The organism is Streptomyces sp. CAU 1734 (assembly GCF_039888735.1).
GTDB lineage: Bacteria > Actinomycetota > Actinomycetes > Streptomycetales > Streptomycetaceae > Streptomyces.
Genome location: NZ_JBDQQP010000004.1, coordinates 172,101 through 189,114, shown reverse-complemented (window position 1 = coordinate 189,114; position 17,014 = coordinate 172,101). Strand labels below are relative to the sequence as shown.

Genomic DNA, 17,014 nt, shown 5'->3' with positions numbered 1-17,014 from the left:
AACCATTCATGTCACCCCCTGGCGGCACCGTCAGTCCGGCAGCCCCAGATGACGGGCGATCAGCATCCGCTGCACCTCGCTCGTCCCCTCCCCGATCTCCAGGATCTTGGAGTCGCGCCACATCCGCGCCACCGGGTATTCGTTCATGAAGCCGTAGCCGCCGTGGATCTGTGTGGCCTCCCGGGCGTTGTCCACCGCCACCGTCGACGAGTACAGCTTCGCCAGGGCGGCCTCCTTCTTGAACGGTTCGCCCAGCACCAGCCGGGAGGCCGCGTCCCGCCAGCCGACCCGGGCCATGTGGGCCCGCATCTCCATGTCCGCGATCTTGAACTGGATGGCCTGGTTGGCGCCGATGGGCCGCCCGAAGGCATGCCGTTCCCCGGCGTACTTCACCGACTCGTCCACACAGCCCTGGGCGAGACCGGTGGCCAGCGCCGAGATGGCGATCCGGCCCTCGTCCAGGATGCGCAGGAACTGCGCGTACCCCCGGCCCTCCTCGCCCAGCAGATTGGCGAGCGGCACCCGGACCTCGTCGAAGGAGAGCTCACGGGTGTCCGAGGCGTTCCAGCCGACCTTGGAGTAGGCGGGCGCGACCGTGAAACCGGGGGTGCCGGAGGGGACGATGATCGAGGAGATGAGGGGTTTGCCCTCCGGGGTGCGGCCGGTCACCGCGGTGACCGTGACCAGGCCGGTGATGTCCGTGCCGGCGTTGGTGATGAAGCACTTGGAGCCGTTGATCACCCACTCGCCGGCCGCCTCGTCCCGTACCGCCGTGGTCCTGGTGCCGCCCGCGTCCGAGCCGCCCTCCGGCTCGGTCAGCCCGAAGGCGCCCAGCATCTCCCCGGAGCACAGCTTCGGCAGCCAGGTGCGCTTCTGTTCCCCGGTGCCGAAGCGGAAGATCGGCATCGCGCCGAGCGACACCCCGGCCTCCAGGGTGATCGCCACCGAGGAGTCCACCCGGGCCAGCTCCTCCAGGACGATGCCCAGGGCGAGATAGTCGCCGCCCATCCCGCCGTACTCCTCGGGGAAGGGCAGCCCGAAGAGACCCATCCGGCCCATCTCGGCGACGATCTCGTAGGGGAACTCATGGCGCTCGTAGAGATCGCCGATCTTCGGCGCGATCACCTCGTGCGCGAACCGCTCGACGGTGCGCCGCAGTTCCTCGTGCTCGGGTGAGAGCCGGTGGTCCAGGGACATGGTGCGTCACTCCTTGTGGGAGTCGGCGGAGCCGGGGGTGCCGGCGGGGGAGAGGGCGCGGACCGTACGGGAGGGGCTGGGCCGCCCCAGCCGTCCGGCCAGCCACACACTGGTGGCGGTGAGCCGGCCGAGATCGACCCCGGTCTCGATGCCGAGGCCGTGCAGCATCCACACCAGGTCCTCGGTGGCGAGATTCCCGGTCGCGCTCCTGGCGTACGGGCAGCCGCCGAGGCCGCCCGCGCTGGCGTCCACGGTGGTGACACCGTGCTCCAGCGCGGCGAAGGTGTTGGACAGGGCCTGGCCGTAGGTGTCGTGGAAGTGCACCCCGACCGCGGCGGTGGGGACGCCCGTCGTGTTCAGGGCGGTGAGCAGGGCGCGGACATGGCCGGGGGTGGCCACGCCGATGGTGTCGCCGAGCGAGAGCTCGTCGCAGCCGAGGTCGCGCAGCCGGCGGGCGGTGTCCACGACCTGTCCGACCGGGACCGCGCCCTCCCAGGGGTCGCCGAAGCACATCGACAGATAGCCCCGGACATGCACCCCTTCCCTCTTCGCGCGGTCCACCACGGGGGCGAACATGGCCAGCGACTCCGCGACGCTCCGGTTGAGATTCCGCCGGGCGAAGGTCTCGGTCGCCGAGCCGAAGACCGCGATCCGGCGCGCGCCGAGGGCGAGGGCCCGCTCCAGCCCGCGTTCGTTCGGTACGAGGACGGGCAGCGCCACGCCCTCGATGCCGGTGAGCGCCGGATACAGCTTCTCCGCGTCGGCGAGCTGCGGCACCCACTTCGGGTGGACGAAGCTGGTCGCCTCGATGGTGGTCAGCCCGGCGCCGGCGAGCCGGCGGATGAATTCGGCCTTCACCCCGGTCGGGACGGTGGTCTTCTCGTTCTGGAGGCCGTCGCGGGGACCCACCTCATGGATCCGGACCCGGGCCGGCAGCCCCTCTGCCGGTACCCGCATCGGCAGCCCGTCACTCATCGGAGGCCACCTCCTCCGGGGTGACCACGGCGAGGATCTGATCCATCGCGACCGTGGATCCGGCCACCACGTCCAGCTCGCTCACCGTCCCGGCGTGCGGCGCGGTGATCACATGCTCCATCTTCATCGCCTCCACCACCAGCAGGCTCTGCCCCGCCGACACCTTCTCGCCGGCGGCCACCTTGACCACGGTGACCGTGCCCGGCATCGGCGCGGCCAGGGTGTCCGCCCCCGCGTGCGCGGCGCCGGTGAGCGAGGCGGCCACCGGGTCGTGGTCGCGGACCTGCCAGGAGTCGCCGTCGCGGCCGAGCCAGTCGGCCGCGTACCGGAAGGTGTGCGCGACCGTGCCGGAGACCACGGTGACCTCGGTGTCCGTGACCCGCGCCCCGGCGGGTGCCGCCCGCAGCACCGGCTCTTGGCCCGGCACCCGCAGCGGGAAGGCGAGTGGGGCGGGGGTGCCGCCGAGCCGCCAGCCGCTGGGCACGGAGAAGGGGTCGACCCAGCCGGGGCCCGGCGCGGGGGCCAGCCGGGCCAGCCGGACGGCCGCCGCCGCCGCGTACACCTCGTCAGGCACCCCGTCCGGGACGAGGTCCCGCGCGTCGCGCTCCACCAGCCCGGTGTCCAGCTCGCCCGCGACCACCGCCGGGTGGGCCAGCAGCGCCCGCAGAAAGCCCGCGTTGGTCGGTACGCCCAGGGTCACTGTGCGGGCGAGGGCGGTGCGCAGCAGCCGCAGCGCGGTGGCCCGGTCGGGGCCGTGCGCGATGACCTTCGACAGCATCGGGTCGTAGCGGCTGGAGACCTCGGTGCCCTCGCTCAGCCCGGAGTCCGTGCGGATCCCGCCGCCCCGCGGTTCGGAGAGCGCCAGCACCGTACCGCCGGAGGGCAGGAACCCGCGTGCGGGGTCCTCGGCGCAGATCCGGGCCTCGATCGCATGCCCGGTGAGGGTGATGTCGTCCTGGGCCCACGGCAGCGGCTCGCCGGCCGCCGTGCGCAGCTGCCACTCCACCAGATCGAGCCCGGTGACCAGCTCGGTGACGGGGTGTTCGACCTGGAGGCGGGTGTTCATCTCCATGAAGAAGTACGCGTCCGGGTCGTCGCCCGGGACGATGAACTCCACCGTCCCCGCGCCGGTGTAGCCGCAGGAGCGGGCCGCCGACACCGCCGCCTCGCCCATCGCGGCCCGGGTCCGCTCGTCCAGCAGGACGGACGGCGCCTCCTCGATGACCTTCTGGTGCCGCCGCTGGAGCGAGCACTCGCGCTCCCCGAGATGCACCACCCGGCCGTGCGCGTCGGCCAGGATCTGGATCTCGATGTGCCGGGGCCGGTCGATCCACCGCTCCACCAGCAGGGTGTCGTCGCCGAAGGAGGAGCGCGCCTCGCGCCGGGCGGAGGCGATGTCCGCCGCCAGCTCCGATTCCAGCCTGGTCAGCCGCATGCCCTTGCCGCCGCCGCCGGCCGACGGCTTGAAGAGGACCGGGAGCCCGATCTCCCGCGCGGCGGCGGCGAGTTCGGCGTCGGTCAGCCCGGCGGCGGTGGACCCGGGCACCACCGGAACCCCGGCCGCCCGGACCGTCTCCTTGGCCCGGATCTTGTCGCCCATCAGGGAGATCGCCTCCGGCGGCGGCCCGATGAAGACCAGCCCCGCGTCCGCGCACGCGCGGGCGAAGGAGGCGTTCTCCGCGAGGAAGCCGTAACCGGGATGGACCGCCCGCGCCCCGGTCGCGGCGGCGGCTTCCAGCAGCCGCTCCGCCGAGAGATAGGACTCGGCGGCCGGTGCGGGCCCGATGCGTACCGCCGTGTCGGCCTCCCGGACATGCCGGGCGCCGGCGTCCGCGTCGGAGAAGACGGCCACGGAGCGCACCCCCAGGGCGCGCAGGGTACGGATCACCCGGACGGCGATCTCGCCCCGGTTGGCCACGAGTACGGTCTCGAACATCGCGCCCCGCGCTCCTTGCTGCCGTGTCGAATGCGTCATGGTCGGCCCCTCACATCCGGAAGACGCCGAAGCCGGGTTCGCCCAGCGGGGCGTTGGCGCAGGCGGTCAGCGCGAGCCCCAGCACCTGGCGGGTCTCCAGCGGGTCGATCACCCCGTCGTCCCAGAGCCGGGCGGTGGCGTAGTAGGCGCTGCCCTGCCGCTCGTACTGCTCCCGGACCGGCGCCTTGAACGCCTCCTCGGCATCGGCCGGCCACTGTTCGCCGCGCGCCTCGAACTGATCGCGCTTGACGGTGGCGAGCACGGAGGCGGCCTGCTCGCCGCCCATCACGGAGATCTTGGCGTTGGGCCACATCCACAGGAAGCGGGGGCTGTAGGCACGTCCGCACATCGAGTAGTTCCCCGCGCCGTACGAACCGCCGATGACCACCGTCAGCTTGGGGACCCGGGTACAGGCCACGGCGGTGACCATCTTCGCGCCGTGCTTGGCGATGCCCCCGGCCTCGTAATCCCGGCCGACCATGAAGCCGGAGATGTTCTGGAGGAAGAGGAGCGGGATGCCGCGCTGGTCGCAGAGCTCGATGAAGTGCGCGCCCTTCTGGGCGGATTCGGAGAAGAGGATGCCATTGTTGGCCACGATGCCGACCGGATGGCCGTGGATCCGGGCGAAGCCGGTGACCAGGGTCTGCCCGAACTCGGACTTGAACTCGGCGAACCGCGAGCCGTCGGTGATCCGCGCGATCACCTCGCGCACGTCGTAGGGGGTACGGGAATCCACCGGCACCGCGCCGTACAGCCCGGCCGGATCGGCCTTCGGCTCCTCGGGAGCCTCCACGGACCAGGGGAGCGGGCCGCGCGCGGGGAGGGTGGCGACGATGTTCCGCACGATCCGCAGGGCGTGCGCGTCGTCCTCGGCGAGATGGTCGGTGACCCCGGACACCCGGGAGTGGACCTCGCCGCCGCCCAGCTCCTCGGCGGTGACGATCTCCCCGGTCGCCGCCTTCACCAGCGGCGGACCGCCGAGGAAGATGGTGCCCTGGTTCCGTACGATCACGGCCTCGTCGCTCATCGCCGGGACATAGGCGCCGCCGGCCGTGCAGGAGCCGAGCACGGCCGCGATCTGCGGAATCCCGGCCCCGGAGAGCCGGGCCTGGTTGTAGAAGATCCGCCCGAAGTGGTCGCGGTCGGGGAAGACCTCGTCCTGCATCGGCAGGAAGGCGCCGCCGGAGTCGACCAGATAGACACAGGGGAGCCGGTTCTCCAGGGCGATCTCCTGCGCGCGGAGATGCTTCTTGACCGTCATCGGGTAGTAGGTGCCGCCCTTGACGGTGGCGTCATTGGCGACGATCACGGTCTCCCGGCCGCTGACCCGGCCGATTCCGGCGATGACTCCGGCGGCCGGGGCCTGTCCGTCGTACATTCCGTGCGCGGCGAGCGGTGCCAGCTCCAGGAAGGGGGAGCCGGGGTCGAGCAGGGTGTCCACGCGGGTGCGCGGCAGCAGCTTCCCCCGGGCGGTGTGCCGGGCGCGGGCCCGCTCCCCGCCGCCCAGCGCCGCCTCGGCGAGCTTGGCGCGCAGTACGCCGGCGAGCTCCTGGTGTGCCGCCTCATTGGCCTGCCAGGCGGCCGAGGCGGGGTCGGCCGCGCCGGTCAGCACGGGTGCCTGCATCGTCGCCCCACTCCTGTTAATGAGCGTTAACGTATGTCTTCAGGTTAACGACCGCTAACGGCATTGTCTAGAATCGGATCCATGAGCACCCGGACCGATGCGCCCACCCGTCGCGAGCAGATCCTCAGGGAGGCCGCTCGACTCTTCGCGGAGCGCGGCTTCCACGGCGTCGGGGTCGACGAGATAGGGGCGGCCGTCGGCATCAGCGGCCCCGGCCTCTACCGCCATTTCGCCGGCAAGGACGCGATGCTCGCCGAGCTCTTGGTGGGCATCAGCGAGCGGCTGCTGGACGGCGGCCGGCTGCGGGTGTCGGAATCGGCCGGGAACCCTCCCGCGCTGCTGGCCTCGCTGATCGACGGCCATATCGACTTCGCGCTGGACGACCGCCCGCTGATCACCCTGCACGACCGGGAGCTGGACCGGCTGCGGGACAGCGACCGCAAGCTGGTCCGCCAGCTCCAGCGGAAGTACGCGGAGCTGTGGGTGGCGGCCGTGCGCGAGCTCCATCCCCGGGTGGCGGAGGCGGAGGCCCGGGCGGCGGTCCACGCCGTCTTCGGCCTGCTGAACTCCACCCCGCACCTCGGTTCGTACGGGGACGGGCTGCCGGGCCGCGCGGCGACCGAAACGTTGCTGCGGCGGCTGGCGCACGGGGCTTTCGCGGCGCTGGGGGAGCAGGAACAGCCGGCCGAATGATCTCGGAGACGGTCCGGTCACCTCAGGGGCGCCGGCCGGCCCGGACGGGAGGCGCTGACCCGCGCGGTACGGAGGCCCGAGGTCACGACGGCCGCCCGGGCAGGCGTATCTCATAGACCGTCACTCTTCTGCCGCGGATCTGCTCATCGGCCACCGGCCGGAAGTGCTTCCGAAGTGTGGAGATCTTGGCTCTGTCCCGCGCCGAACGCGGCGGCCCGGACACGTCCTCGGCGTCGGTGACAAGAATGACGCGCTGCCGGGCGAGCATCTCGGTCCGGATGCGCGCGGCATCCCACTCCACTCCTTTGAGCGTCCCGGAACGTATCGGCGTCTCCCTCAGCGCGATGTCCCGCAGGTCCGCGAACGGGCGCGGGGAGACCAGCCCGGTGTCGCGCCGGGCCGCCGGGACGAACAGCACGGCGTCCCCGGACCTCTTCAGCCGCTCCACCTGAGCCGCGGCGGCCAGGACGTCGTCCACCCGGCTCTGCGGCGAACGCTTCACGAGTGCCTGCGGAAGGAGCACGGCCGATGCGACGACGACCGCGACGGGAACGACCCAGCGCGCGGCGCTCCGCGACCGCCGCCGCACCGCTCCCGCCAGCGCGCCGAGCAGGACACCGATCATCAGAGCCGCGCCCAGCAGGCTGAAGAGCACATACCGATCGAGAAAGAGCGGCTTGAAGAGCGAGAGCCCGGCCAGAGAGAGCTGCGGGACCGCGAGCAGGGGCAGTCCGACGGCGGCCGCCGAGAGCCGTCCCGCCCGGGGCCGGTCCAGCAGGGCCCCCGCGCCGGCGATGGCGAGCAGGACGGCCGGCCCGATCATCATGTGCCAGGTCAGTGGCGGGATCCAGGACACCTGTCCGGACTGGGAACGGCTGAAGAGGATCAGCGGTGTGACGCCCGCCGTCGCCGCCGCGGATGCCGCGGTCCAGCGAACCCACGTCCCGCGCGCCACCCGCGCCCACGCCAGGGTCGCCAGATGCGCGGGCAGTATCAGCAGCGAGAGCCAGTTCAGCAGGCCGCACACCAGGACCGTGCAACCGTAGGCGGTCCAGTGCCACCACCGGTCGCGCCCGCCCCGCAGCACCGCCACGAGCAGCAGGGTCGAGAGCCCGGCGCCCGCCGCCACCAGGGCGTACGGACGGCCCTCCTGAAGGTGGAACTGCACCGAGGGAAACAGGCCGAACGCCATGCCTCCGCCCAGGCCCACCGGATTCCCGGAGAGCCGCCGGCCGATTTCCGCGACACATGCCGCTCCCGCCGCGACCGCCAGCACGGAGGGTATTCGCAACACGGTGGTCGAAGGGCCGAAGCACTCGAACAGCGCGTGCATGAACAGGTAGTAGAGGGCGTGGACGACGTCGACATGCTCCAGCATGTGCGTGATATCGCCGGTGGACCGGAGTGCTACCTGCCAGGTCGCGGCCTCGTCCCGCCAGACACTGTTCTCCCGCGACAGCCCCCACAGGCCAAGCGCAACAGTCCACAAGAATGGAATAAGCCAAATTGCAATGCCACGCAGAGAGCGGAGATCGGTCAGTCCTGTCAAAATCAGTCGCCCCCCGGCGCCGGACAATCTACGCAGTCGTTCGCAAAATGTGATGCTCGGCGTGAATCCGAATGACGGCACGTCGGCAGCGCGGTCGTGATCTTACCGACAAGGAAACGCCGGCCCTCCCGAGGGTTTCCGGAACACCCCGGGCTCGTCGGCTTTCATGCCCGAACAGGCAGCTGCGGTGGGGGATGATCGAGGGCATGGGTCGGGGCTCGGCGTGGGGTGACTGTTTCACGCCACGATGTATGCGAGCCGGCTCGAAAATGATAGTTGTGGCGTGAATGTGTCGACGGATTCCAGCCGGGTTCGTCGAGTTGGGCCGGGGTGGCTGAATATGAGGTCGCTGCGTGGTGGAAATTTCGCGGTGATCCGGTTTGCCGCCATCGAGGGGTTGACCGGTGGTTGGGTCGCCGGTACGGGCTCCGCCTTGGTCAATTGATCACCACGTAATACAGGTTGACTGCCTATTGGGTCGTCGCCCAAGATCTCGTCGTGGCAAATTGGTCACCACGTAAAGGGGAAGCGTTCATGATGAAGAGAAGTGCTTTGAAGGCCACGCTCGCCTCCGCGGCGCTGATTATGGGAGCGGCCGCTCCGGCGATGGCGATCACGGTGGACGTCGGCGGCGGCCGGTGGACCTACGATCAGGGTGCGAACAGCGCCTGGTCCAACTACTACCACGCGAACAACAACCACGCGTCCTCGGTGAAGATAGGCTCCAACATCTTCCGAAGTGGCTGCACCTCGCCCGGTAGCTGGTCGCTGGCGTCCGGCGGCAAGAACGGTGGTTCCATCAGCTGGTACTACGACCCCAGCTGCTGATTCCACCCGCACGCACAGATCGTGAGAGCGTGCCGCCGGTAGATCTCGCCGAGTGAACAGAGACTCCGGCCCCGACGCGGCTGCGGGTGTGAGGCCATGCTGCGCACCCGCAGCCCCGTCATGCCGCGCCCTTTTCGCCTGAAATGCAGGAATACCCGGAACTCCGAAATAAGATGGGCAATGCTTCAGCGAGGTATTAGGTTCGTTCACGTCGTCGTACTGGCTTTCTCCGCCCTCCTTTCCTTCCTCTTTGTGCGAGGACTCGACGAGAGCCGAGTTCTGGGAAGTGTCGCCCTGGTCGACGTGATCGACGCCGATGGCTCGGTGAGCTCCGCGCGCGTCGTGGACGCCGTCGAGTCCTTCGCGGCCGAGAGACGTGCCGGAGTGGCCCGCGAGGTTCCGGATCTGAGGAACCCGGAGGGTCTCCGGCATCTGTACCTCGCCACGGGAGACCGCGGTTCGGCGACGGCGGCGTGGCTGAAGGAGGGCTACCCGTCCTTCAGCCGGAACGTCGAGACCCGTGTCCACCCCCTGTCCGAGATCGAGCACCTCGATCCCCGCGGTGCCTACCACGTCTTCGGGACGCAGGAATCCGTCGACGCCCTCGTCCGCGAGTTCGGCGGGCTCGGGCTCCGCGTGAATGTGGCCCACCCGCTGTCCTACGCGACGCTGGCGACCGACTACTCCGGCGATCCCCTGCTCTGGTCGCTGGGCGTCATGGCCCTCGCCGTAGTGACGCTGACCGGGGCGAGTGTGCTGCTCCGGGCGAAGACATACGCCGTCCTGCGTCTGCAGGGCATGTCGTACACGGACATCCTGAAGCGCGACCTGAAACAGACCGCGGGCTTCTGGGTCCTCTGCTTCGGTGGCGTGGCGGTGGTGACGCTCAGCGCTCTGGGTCTCTACAACGGCTGGGCCGGGCTCGGCCTCTTCGGCTCGCTCGCCCTCGGAATCGCCGCCCTGCTGACGCTCCTTGTGCTCGGCTCCCACGCCGCGGTGCTCGCGCTCGTCTTCCGGGTCGGAATCCTTTCGTCGCTGAAGGGCGAACTGCCTTCACGAGCGGCGACCATCAGCCTTTACGCAGTGCGCCTGCCGGCTCTCCTCCTGGCTCTGAGTATTGCGCTGAGCGTCGCCACGGCCGGCCAGGACCTGTTGAGACGGCAGGAGAACCGCGACGTCTACCGAAGCGTGGGAGACGCCGTCTCGATTCGTCTCAGCGGTGCGTTCGCCACCCGGCTCGACGAATTGGACCAAAAGGTCGGGCCGTGGCTCCGCGCGGCGGATGCGAGAGGCGAGATCGTCGTAGCCGGCCGAGGGGATCTCCGGATGACGGCACCGGATGCGAACCTGCCGCCGGGTGAGATCCTCATCGTCAACGAGACCTACGTCCGGAAGCAGACGGTTCTCGACCAAGAGGGCCGGCGGTACCTCCCTGCGGCGGATGGCACGAGAGCCTCACAGCCCCGCCCCGTGCGGGTGATCATTCCCGCGTCCCACGCCCCGCACACGGAAGCGATCACCAAAGCGGTGTCCAGGAAGCTCGACCCGGGGAGCAGCCGGAACATCCCCATCGAGACGCTCGGCGCGAAGAACGGGCAGCAGCTCTTCGGGTACAACACAGGTGCCCTGGTCTACAGCTCGACACACCCTGCCGACGAGGACAGATCGCTGATGCGCGATCCGATCGTGGTCGTGGTCCCGAACGGATCCGACTTCCTCACCAATGACGCCTACGCCACCTTCGCAACGCAGGAAGGCGTCATCTTCTCCGACCCCGATGACGTCCTGAACGCCATCGCGTCGGAAGGCCTGCGGGACCACGTGTCGTCCGTCTCCCCGGTCGGGCAGCGGATCGCGGCGGAGCTGAACGACGCTGTGGGTGACTTCCGGCTGCAGATGTTCAACCTGGCCCTCGCGGTGGCGGTGCTCCTGGTCGCGGGGGTCGGCATCTGCATCATCTACACGAGGAAGAACGCCCAAGCCATCTTCGTGCGGCACATCAGTGGCTGGACGTTCACCGCATCCCATCGCTTCATTCTCGCGGTGGAGACGGCAATCGCGATCGTCTTCGCGGTACGGATTCCCATCGAGGTGTGGCAGAAGAACCGGGAGATTGCAGAATTCACCGCAGCAGGTCTGCCGGCTCCCTTCCCTCCGTTGCGCGTCGAACTGGCAGATCTGAGTGTCATCGCCGGCCTTGCCGTGGTCGAACTCGCCGTTGTCCTTCTTGCGCTGTCGGCTTTCCACCGCCGGATCGTGAAGGAAGGCGCATCCGAGGCATGACGTCAGAACCGAAACAACCCCCATCATCCGGAGTGCAATTGTGATTGACATTGAGGGACTGTCGAAGGGTTTCGGCAAGCGCATGCTCTGGCGTGATGTCAGCCTGACGGTCAGTCGTGGCGAAATGCTTGCCCTCATTGGTCCGAGCGGCTCCGGAAAGTCGACCCTCCTGAACTGCCTGGGGCTTCTCGACAGACCGAATTCGGGGGCTATTCGCCACGAAGGGAATGACATCACCCGTTTTGGCAGGCGTGAGGCCCGCCTGTTCCGCAGGGACGTTCTCGGCTACCTCTTCCAGGGGTACGCCCTCATCGAGAACGCCACGGTCGAGGAGAACTTGGAAGTTGCGGTGAAGCCGCGTCGTGCGCCGCGGGACAAGGCCGGCCCGTCCCTCGCGGAAGCACTGGAGCGTGTCGGACTGGCCGGCCGGCACAAGGAGACGGTCCACCGCCTCAGTGGCGGCGAGCAACAGCGTGTGGCTCTCGCCCGTCTCATCGTCCAGCAGCCGGCACTCGTCCTCGCGGACGAACCGACCGCCGCTCTGGACCATGACAACACCGGCATGGTTCTGGACTCCCTGCGGGAGATGAGTCAAGCCGGGTGTGCGGTGGTGATCGCCACACACAACGACACCGTCCGTGACGCCTGTGACAACGTGTTTGCCGTGGGAGCGCCGCTCGCGGCCCGGTGAGCCGGACAAACAGGCGGTCGAGTCGGGATGCCTTCAGTGGCCCGTGGGACGGCTGAACGGGCGCCCCGACTCGCCCCGGCGTACGGCGGCACCGCGACTCCGGGACGCGAGGAGCGCGGCCCGGGCAATGCCCCGGTTCCTCTCGGCCCGGCGCCCGGCCGCCCCCCGAACCCCGCTCCACGCTCCCGGGGCGGGCGAACCGCCTCGGAGATCATTCCGGCGGGAGTCCCGAGGGGGCGCGAGGGTCTCCGGGGCGTCGGTTCCGGCGGGATCCCGCACACTTCACCCGGCGGCGGCAGAATGGGAATCATGCCGATACCCAGCCGTGCAGAACTCATCGAGCACCTCCGCCGCACCCGTATCGCCGGGAATGTCGCCACACCCCGCGAGAACAACCTCTCCCACTACCGCAAACTCGCCAATGGCGACCGCCACTACTGGCTGGGCCTCGAACTGGGCGACCGGTGGACCGATGAGCAGGACGTGCTGGCGGTGATGGCCGAGCGGTGCGGGGTGAGCGACGACCCCCGGCACCGTTCCGGCCAGGACACCATCGATCCCGAACTGACCGTTGCCGCCCTGGAGCGGCTGGCCGCCCGGCTCCGTAAGGCCGCGGAGGGCCGGCAGAGCGTACTGATCGCCACCGGGCACCCCGGCGGCCTGCTCGATGTCCACCGGCGCACGGGCGAGGCCCTGGCGGCGGCCGGGTGCGAGATCGTCGACATCCCGGGCGGGCTGATCGCCGACGAGGCATCCGTCTTCCAGTTCGGCGGTGTGGCGGTGCTGGAGCGGGGCGCGACCCTGTGGCACACCCACTCCCCGGCCCCGATGGCCGCGATCCTGGACGGCCTGGAGCGGGACGGGAGGCCGCAGCCCGATCTGGTCGTCGCCGACCACGGCTGGGCGGGCTGTGCGGGCGGGCGGGGTCTGGACGCCGTCGGATACGCGGACTCCAATGACCCGGCCCTTTTCATCGGGGAGGCCGAGGGCACCCTCCAGGTGACCGTACCGCTGGACGACCATGTCACGGACCCCCGGTTCTACGGGCCGATGACGGAGTTCCTGCTGGACGCGGCGGGTCTGGGCTGACCCTCCGGCGGATGGGTCCGGGCCGGATCCGCACCCGGGATCCCCGGCCGGCGCGGCGCCTGTTCTAATGGTGCAATCCGGGCAATTTTCCACCCGGTGCGGCTCCCGCGCCGATCCGCCCGGACCCCCGCCCACGTGGCGCGATGCGGGTCATCCGGTGCGGACCGCCTATGATCTGCGGCGCCCTAAGAGGACTCCGGGCGACGGCGGAGCCGCCTCACCGTGACGGCGGCGGCCGGTCGTCCGACACGAGAGGAAGAGCAGGATGAGCGAGAACGTCTACTTCGACATCACCATCGACGGCGAGGACGCCGGAAGGATCGAATTCAAGCTCTTCGACGACGTCGTCCCGAAGACCGCCCGCAACTTCCGCGAGCTGGCCACCGGCGAGAACGGCTACGGCTACGAGGGCTCCGGCTTCCACCGCGTCATCCCCGAGTTCATGCTCCAGGGCGGCGACTTCACCCGTCACAACGGCACCGGCGGCAAGAGCATCTACGGTGACCGTTTCCCCGACGAGAACTTCAACCTGAAGCACGACCGGCCGTTCCTGCTGAGCATGGCCAACGCGGGCAAGAACACCAATGGCTCGCAGTTCTTCGTCACCACGGTCGTGACGTCCTGGCTGGACGGCGCCCATGTCGTCTTCGGTGAGGTCGTCACGGGCCAGGACCTGGTCAAGAAGATCGAGTCCCTGGGCAGCCGTGCGGGCACCCCCAGCGCGAAGATCCTCATCGCGAAGTCCGGAACGGTCTAGTCCGGTCCGGCCTCAGGCTCGTCCGGGGCCCGCACTGTGCCGAAGCGGCACCGTGTGGACCCCGGACGGGCCCGTCCCGCCTTCCGCCGCTCAGCCCCCGTCGCCGGGCCGCGCGATCAGCGAGCCCGGGTCGGTGTTGGCCCCGCAGAGCACGATGGCGACCTTCTCCCCCTCGCCGGGCCGGTACGCCCGGCCCGCCTCCGGATCACCGTCGGCGGTGACCGCCGCCAGCGCAGTGGCCGCCGCGTGCTCGACCGCGAGCCGCCGGTGATCCCACAGCGCCTGCCGCGCCCGTACGATCTCCGCGTCCGTGACCAGCACCGACCGCACACCGTCCTGCCGGGCCCCGTACAGCGCCATCAGTGTGACCCGGCGGGCCCCCAGCGAATCGGCGGCCACCGAGTCCACCGGCACATCGACCGGCCGGCCGGCCTCGATCGCCGCGTTCAGCGCCCGGCTGTTCTCCGGCTCCACCGCGACCGTGCGGATTCCGTGGTGCCGGGCCGCCGCCTCCACACCGGCGAAGAGCCCGCCGCCGCCCACCGCCACCACCACCGTGTCGAGCCCGGGAATCCGCAGCCGGATCTCCTCCAGCAGGGTGCCCGCGCCCGCCGCGATCAGCGGATGGTCGTACGCGTGTGACGCCAGCGCGCCACTGCTCGCGGCGAACTCCTCGCAGGCGGCCAGCGCCTCCGCGTACTCACTCCCCACCAGCCGCACCTCCGCCCCGTACGCGCTCAGCCGGGCCACCTTCACCTCGGGCGCGGTCTCGGGCAGAAAGACGGTCGCGGTCACTCCCTGCAACCGCGCGGCCCAGGCGCACGCCAGCCCCGCGTTGCCCCCCGACGCGATGGTCACACCGGCGTCGGGCAGCGTCCCGGCCTCCCGGTGCGCGCGGAGGAAGTTCTGCGCGCCGCGCGCCTTGAACGACCCGGTGTGCTGCATCTGCTCCAGCGCCAGCCAGATCTCCGACGGCTCCGGCTCGCGGTCCCCGGAGCCCTCGCGGTATCCGGTCCGGATGGCTCCCGAGTCGACCGGTGTCACGGTGACCGGCCGGACCCGCCCGGCGATCCGTTCGGCGGCGGCCTTCACATCGCCATAAGTGAGCGGCTGCACGGCGGACTCCTTGCTGAGCGCTTCGGCACCGGTCCGCCGGGCGGCCGGCCGGGACGCTCCCGTATCGGTGGATTCCCGGCAGAGTACCGCCCCGGCCCCGCACACGTCGGCCTGCGGGCGCGCGCCCCGGGGCGGACAGCTCGGTGCCCCGCCCCTTGACACCCCTGATCGACCGGCGTGCAATATATTGCATGCCGGTACCAGGGAGCCGAGGGCTCGTATCACGATCGCTTCTGCGGGAGAGCGCCTACCGGGCGATCAGGGACGCCATCGTCGACGGCACCCTCGCCCCGGGCGAGCGGCTCCACGACGGTGATCTCGTCGCCTGGCTGGGCGTCAGCCGCACCCCCGTCCGGGAGGCGCTGGCCAGGCTGGAGCAGGCCGGGCTCGTACAGACCAAGCCGGGACGGCACACCATCGTCAGCCCGCTGGACGTCCGCGATGTGCGGGCCGCGCAGTCGGTGACGGCGGCCATGCACGAACTCGCCGTCCGGGAGGCGGTGCCCGGACTCTCCGCCGCCGAGCTGGACGACATGCGGGACGCCAACGCCCGTTTCGCCGATGCCCTGCGCCGCGGCGATGTCGACGCGGCGATCGCCGCCGACGACGACTTCCACGGCGTCACCGTCACGGCCTGCGCCAACGGGGCCGTCCGCACCGTCCTCGATCAGTACACCCCGGTTCTGCGCCGGCTGGAGCGGCTGCGCTTCTCCTCGCTCGGCGGCCGGGAATCGGTGGCCCAGCACGACCGGATCATCGCCCTCTGCGCGGCGGGCGAGACCGAGGCCGCGGCCGCCGCCGCCCGGGCCAACTGGTCAACTCTCGTACCGCTGTTCGACACGCCCTGAAGCCCTGACCCGGATCCGCCCGCACGGGCGCGCATCGATCAAGGAGTTCACGATGTCCCTCGACGCCTTCGAACGCCATCCGCTGCTCTTCGGCCCCAGCCCCGTGCACCCCCTGGACCGGCTCAGCGCCCATCTCGGCGGGGCCCGGATCTGGGCCAAGCGGGAGGACTGCAACAGCGGACTCGCCTTCGGCGGCAACAAGACCCGGAAGCTGGAGTATCTGCTGCCCGACGCTCTCGCACAGGGCGCGGACACCCTGGTCAGCATCGGCGGGGTGCAGTCCAACCACACCCGCCAGGTCGCCGCGGTCGCCGCCCGTACGGGGCTGAAGGCCGTACTGGTCCAGGAGAGCTGGGTGGACTGGCCGGACCCGGTCAATGACAAGGTCGGCAACATCCTGCTCTCCCGCGTCATGGGCGCCGACATACGCCTGGTGCGCGCCGGATTCGGCATCGGCTTCAAGGAGACCTGGCGGCAGGCCCTGGAGGAGGTCCGCGCGGCCGGCGGCACGCCGTACGCGATCCCGGCCGGCGCCTCCGATCACCCGCTCGGCGGCCTCGGCTTCGCCAATTGGGCGGAGGAGGTGCGCCGGCAGGAGCGGGAGCTGGGTGTCTTCTTCGACACCATCGTGGTGTGCAGTGTCACCGGCAGCACCCAGGCCGGAATGATCGCCGGCTTCGCGGGCCAGGACCGCCCGCGCCGCGTCCTGGGCATCGACGCCTCCGCCCGGCTCCCCGAGACCCGCGCCCAGGTGGAGAAGATCGCCCGCGCCACGGCCGAACTCATCGGCCTCGGGCGGGAGCTGCGCGACGACGAGATCACCGTACTGGAGGGCTGGGCCGGTGATGTCTACGGCATCCCCGTCGAGTCCACACGGGAAGCGATCCGGCTCACCGGCCGCCTGGAGGGGATGATCATCGACCCGGTGTACGAGGGCAAGTCGATGGCCGGACTGATCGACCTGGTGCGCGACGGCGGGATTCCCCGGGATTCGAATGTCCTGTACGCGCATCTGGGCGGACAGCCCGCGCTCAACGCGTACAGCGGTCTCTTCGGCTGAGGGGCAGGGCGTCTCCTCGGCGCGGCGACGCGTGACCGGTGCCGCGTTCGCGTCCGGCCGTGACGTCCCGGCGCGCCGGGGAACGCCCCCGAGACGGGCTCCGCACCGCCCCGCCGCCGGTGCGAGCCGTCCCGCGTGACGGCATGTGGTCACCCCGGAACAATGTCTCATCACCGCTCTTCCGGGACCGCCGCCGGCCGTCTCGGCGGCACCCCCCGGCCGCACGGCGCCCTGCGCCGGCCCGTGCGGACGCGCCGCCGCCGGCCGGCATCGGCCCGGTTTTCCCGGCCGCCCCCGTCGGGAGGACCGGCCCGCCGAACTGGCCGAGA

The 17,014-nt window shown here is 70.6% G+C and carries 14 protein-coding genes; 8 read left to right on the top strand and 6 right to left on the bottom strand.

The window, feature by feature from the left end; genetic code table 11:
* Positions 1-30: 30 nt before the first annotated feature.
* The 4 genes from AAFN69_RS09135 to AAFN69_RS09120 are packed head-to-tail and all read right to left on the bottom strand — an operon-like array spanning position 31 to position 5,771.
* A complete protein-coding gene (locus AAFN69_RS09135; protein WP_347727842.1) occupies positions 31-1,197 on the bottom strand; it encodes an acyl-CoA dehydrogenase family protein in 1,167 nt (388 codons plus the stop codon).
* Between the two features lie 6 nt (positions 1,198-1,203).
* Positions 1,204-2,172 carry a hydroxymethylglutaryl-CoA lyase gene (locus AAFN69_RS09130; protein ID WP_347727841.1) on the bottom strand — a complete coding sequence of 323 codons (969 nt, stop codon included), beginning with the start codon at positions 2,170-2,172 and terminating at the stop codon, positions 1,204-1,206.
* Positions 2,165-4,108: a biotin carboxylase N-terminal domain-containing protein gene (locus tag AAFN69_RS09125; protein ID WP_347727840.1), complete on the bottom strand. Its 1,944-nt coding sequence runs from the start codon at positions 4,106-4,108 to the stop codon at positions 2,165-2,167. Before AAFN69_RS09125 ends, AAFN69_RS09130 begins: the two co-directional genes overlap by 8 nt.
* 49 nt (positions 4,109-4,157) lie before the next feature.
* Positions 4,158-5,771, bottom strand: a complete 1,614-nt coding sequence (locus AAFN69_RS09120; protein WP_347727839.1) for a carboxyl transferase domain-containing protein — start codon at positions 5,769-5,771, stop codon at positions 4,158-4,160.
* Between the two features lie 81 nt (positions 5,772-5,852).
* On the opposite strand from AAFN69_RS09120, the gene AAFN69_RS09115 reads away from it, so the two are divergent.
* Positions 5,853-6,464 carry a TetR/AcrR family transcriptional regulator gene (locus AAFN69_RS09115; protein ID WP_347727838.1) on the top strand — a complete coding sequence of 204 codons (612 nt, stop codon included), beginning with the start codon at positions 5,853-5,855 and terminating at the stop codon, positions 6,462-6,464.
* Between the two features lie 82 nt (positions 6,465-6,546).
* Here the strand turns inward: AAFN69_RS09115 and AAFN69_RS09110 are convergent, their stop codons facing one another.
* Entirely contained in the window at positions 6,547-7,962 is a 1,416-nt protein-coding gene (locus tag AAFN69_RS09110; RefSeq protein WP_347728095.1) for a glycosyltransferase family 39 protein, read from the bottom strand.
* Between the two features lie 588 nt (positions 7,963-8,550).
* On the opposite strand from AAFN69_RS09110, the gene AAFN69_RS09105 reads away from it, so the two are divergent.
* The 5 genes from AAFN69_RS09105 (at position 8,551) to AAFN69_RS09085 (ending at position 13,661) form a co-directional block, all read left to right on the top strand.
* Positions 8,551-8,841, top strand: coding sequence for a lactococcin 972 family bacteriocin (locus AAFN69_RS09105; RefSeq protein ID WP_347727837.1), 291 nt, complete (start codon positions 8,551-8,553; stop codon positions 8,839-8,841).
* A 180-nt stretch (positions 8,842-9,021) separates the two neighbouring features.
* Positions 9,022-11,124, top strand: coding sequence for a hypothetical protein (locus AAFN69_RS09100; RefSeq protein WP_347727836.1), 2,103 nt, complete (start codon positions 9,022-9,024; stop codon positions 11,122-11,124).
* Between the two features lie 40 nt (positions 11,125-11,164).
* The gene (locus AAFN69_RS09095; RefSeq protein WP_347727835.1) at positions 11,165-11,815 is read left to right on the top strand and encodes an ATP-binding cassette domain-containing protein; all 651 of its coding nucleotides are present in this window, start codon (positions 11,165-11,167) and stop codon (positions 11,813-11,815) included.
* A gap of 309 nt (positions 11,816-12,124) precedes the next feature.
* Positions 12,125-12,904 carry a phosphatase gene (locus AAFN69_RS09090; protein WP_347727834.1) on the top strand — a complete coding sequence of 260 codons (780 nt, stop codon included), beginning with the start codon at positions 12,125-12,127 and terminating at the stop codon, positions 12,902-12,904.
* Positions 12,905-13,169: 265 nt separating this feature from the next.
* On the top strand, positions 13,170-13,661 hold the full coding sequence (locus AAFN69_RS09085) for a peptidylprolyl isomerase (RefSeq protein WP_347727833.1): 492 nt from the start codon (positions 13,170-13,172) through the stop codon (positions 13,659-13,661).
* 90 nt (positions 13,662-13,751) lie between these two features.
* On the opposite strand, the gene AAFN69_RS09080 is transcribed toward AAFN69_RS09085, so the two are convergent.
* The gene (locus AAFN69_RS09080) at positions 13,752-14,777 is read right to left on the bottom strand and encodes a threonine/serine dehydratase (RefSeq protein WP_347727832.1); all 1,026 of its coding nucleotides are present in this window, start codon (positions 14,775-14,777) and stop codon (positions 13,752-13,754) included.
* Positions 14,778-14,968: 191 nt separating this feature from the next.
* On the opposite strand from AAFN69_RS09080, the gene AAFN69_RS09075 reads away from it, so the two are divergent.
* Positions 14,969-15,625, top strand: coding sequence for a GntR family transcriptional regulator (locus tag AAFN69_RS09075; RefSeq protein ID WP_347727831.1), 657 nt, complete (start codon positions 14,969-14,971; stop codon positions 15,623-15,625).
* Between the two features lie 52 nt (positions 15,626-15,677).
* Positions 15,678-16,685 carry a 1-aminocyclopropane-1-carboxylate deaminase gene (locus AAFN69_RS09070; RefSeq protein WP_347727830.1) on the top strand — a complete coding sequence of 336 codons (1,008 nt, stop codon included), beginning with the start codon at positions 15,678-15,680 and terminating at the stop codon, positions 16,683-16,685.
* The last annotated feature ends 329 nt before the right edge of the window (positions 16,686-17,014 follow it).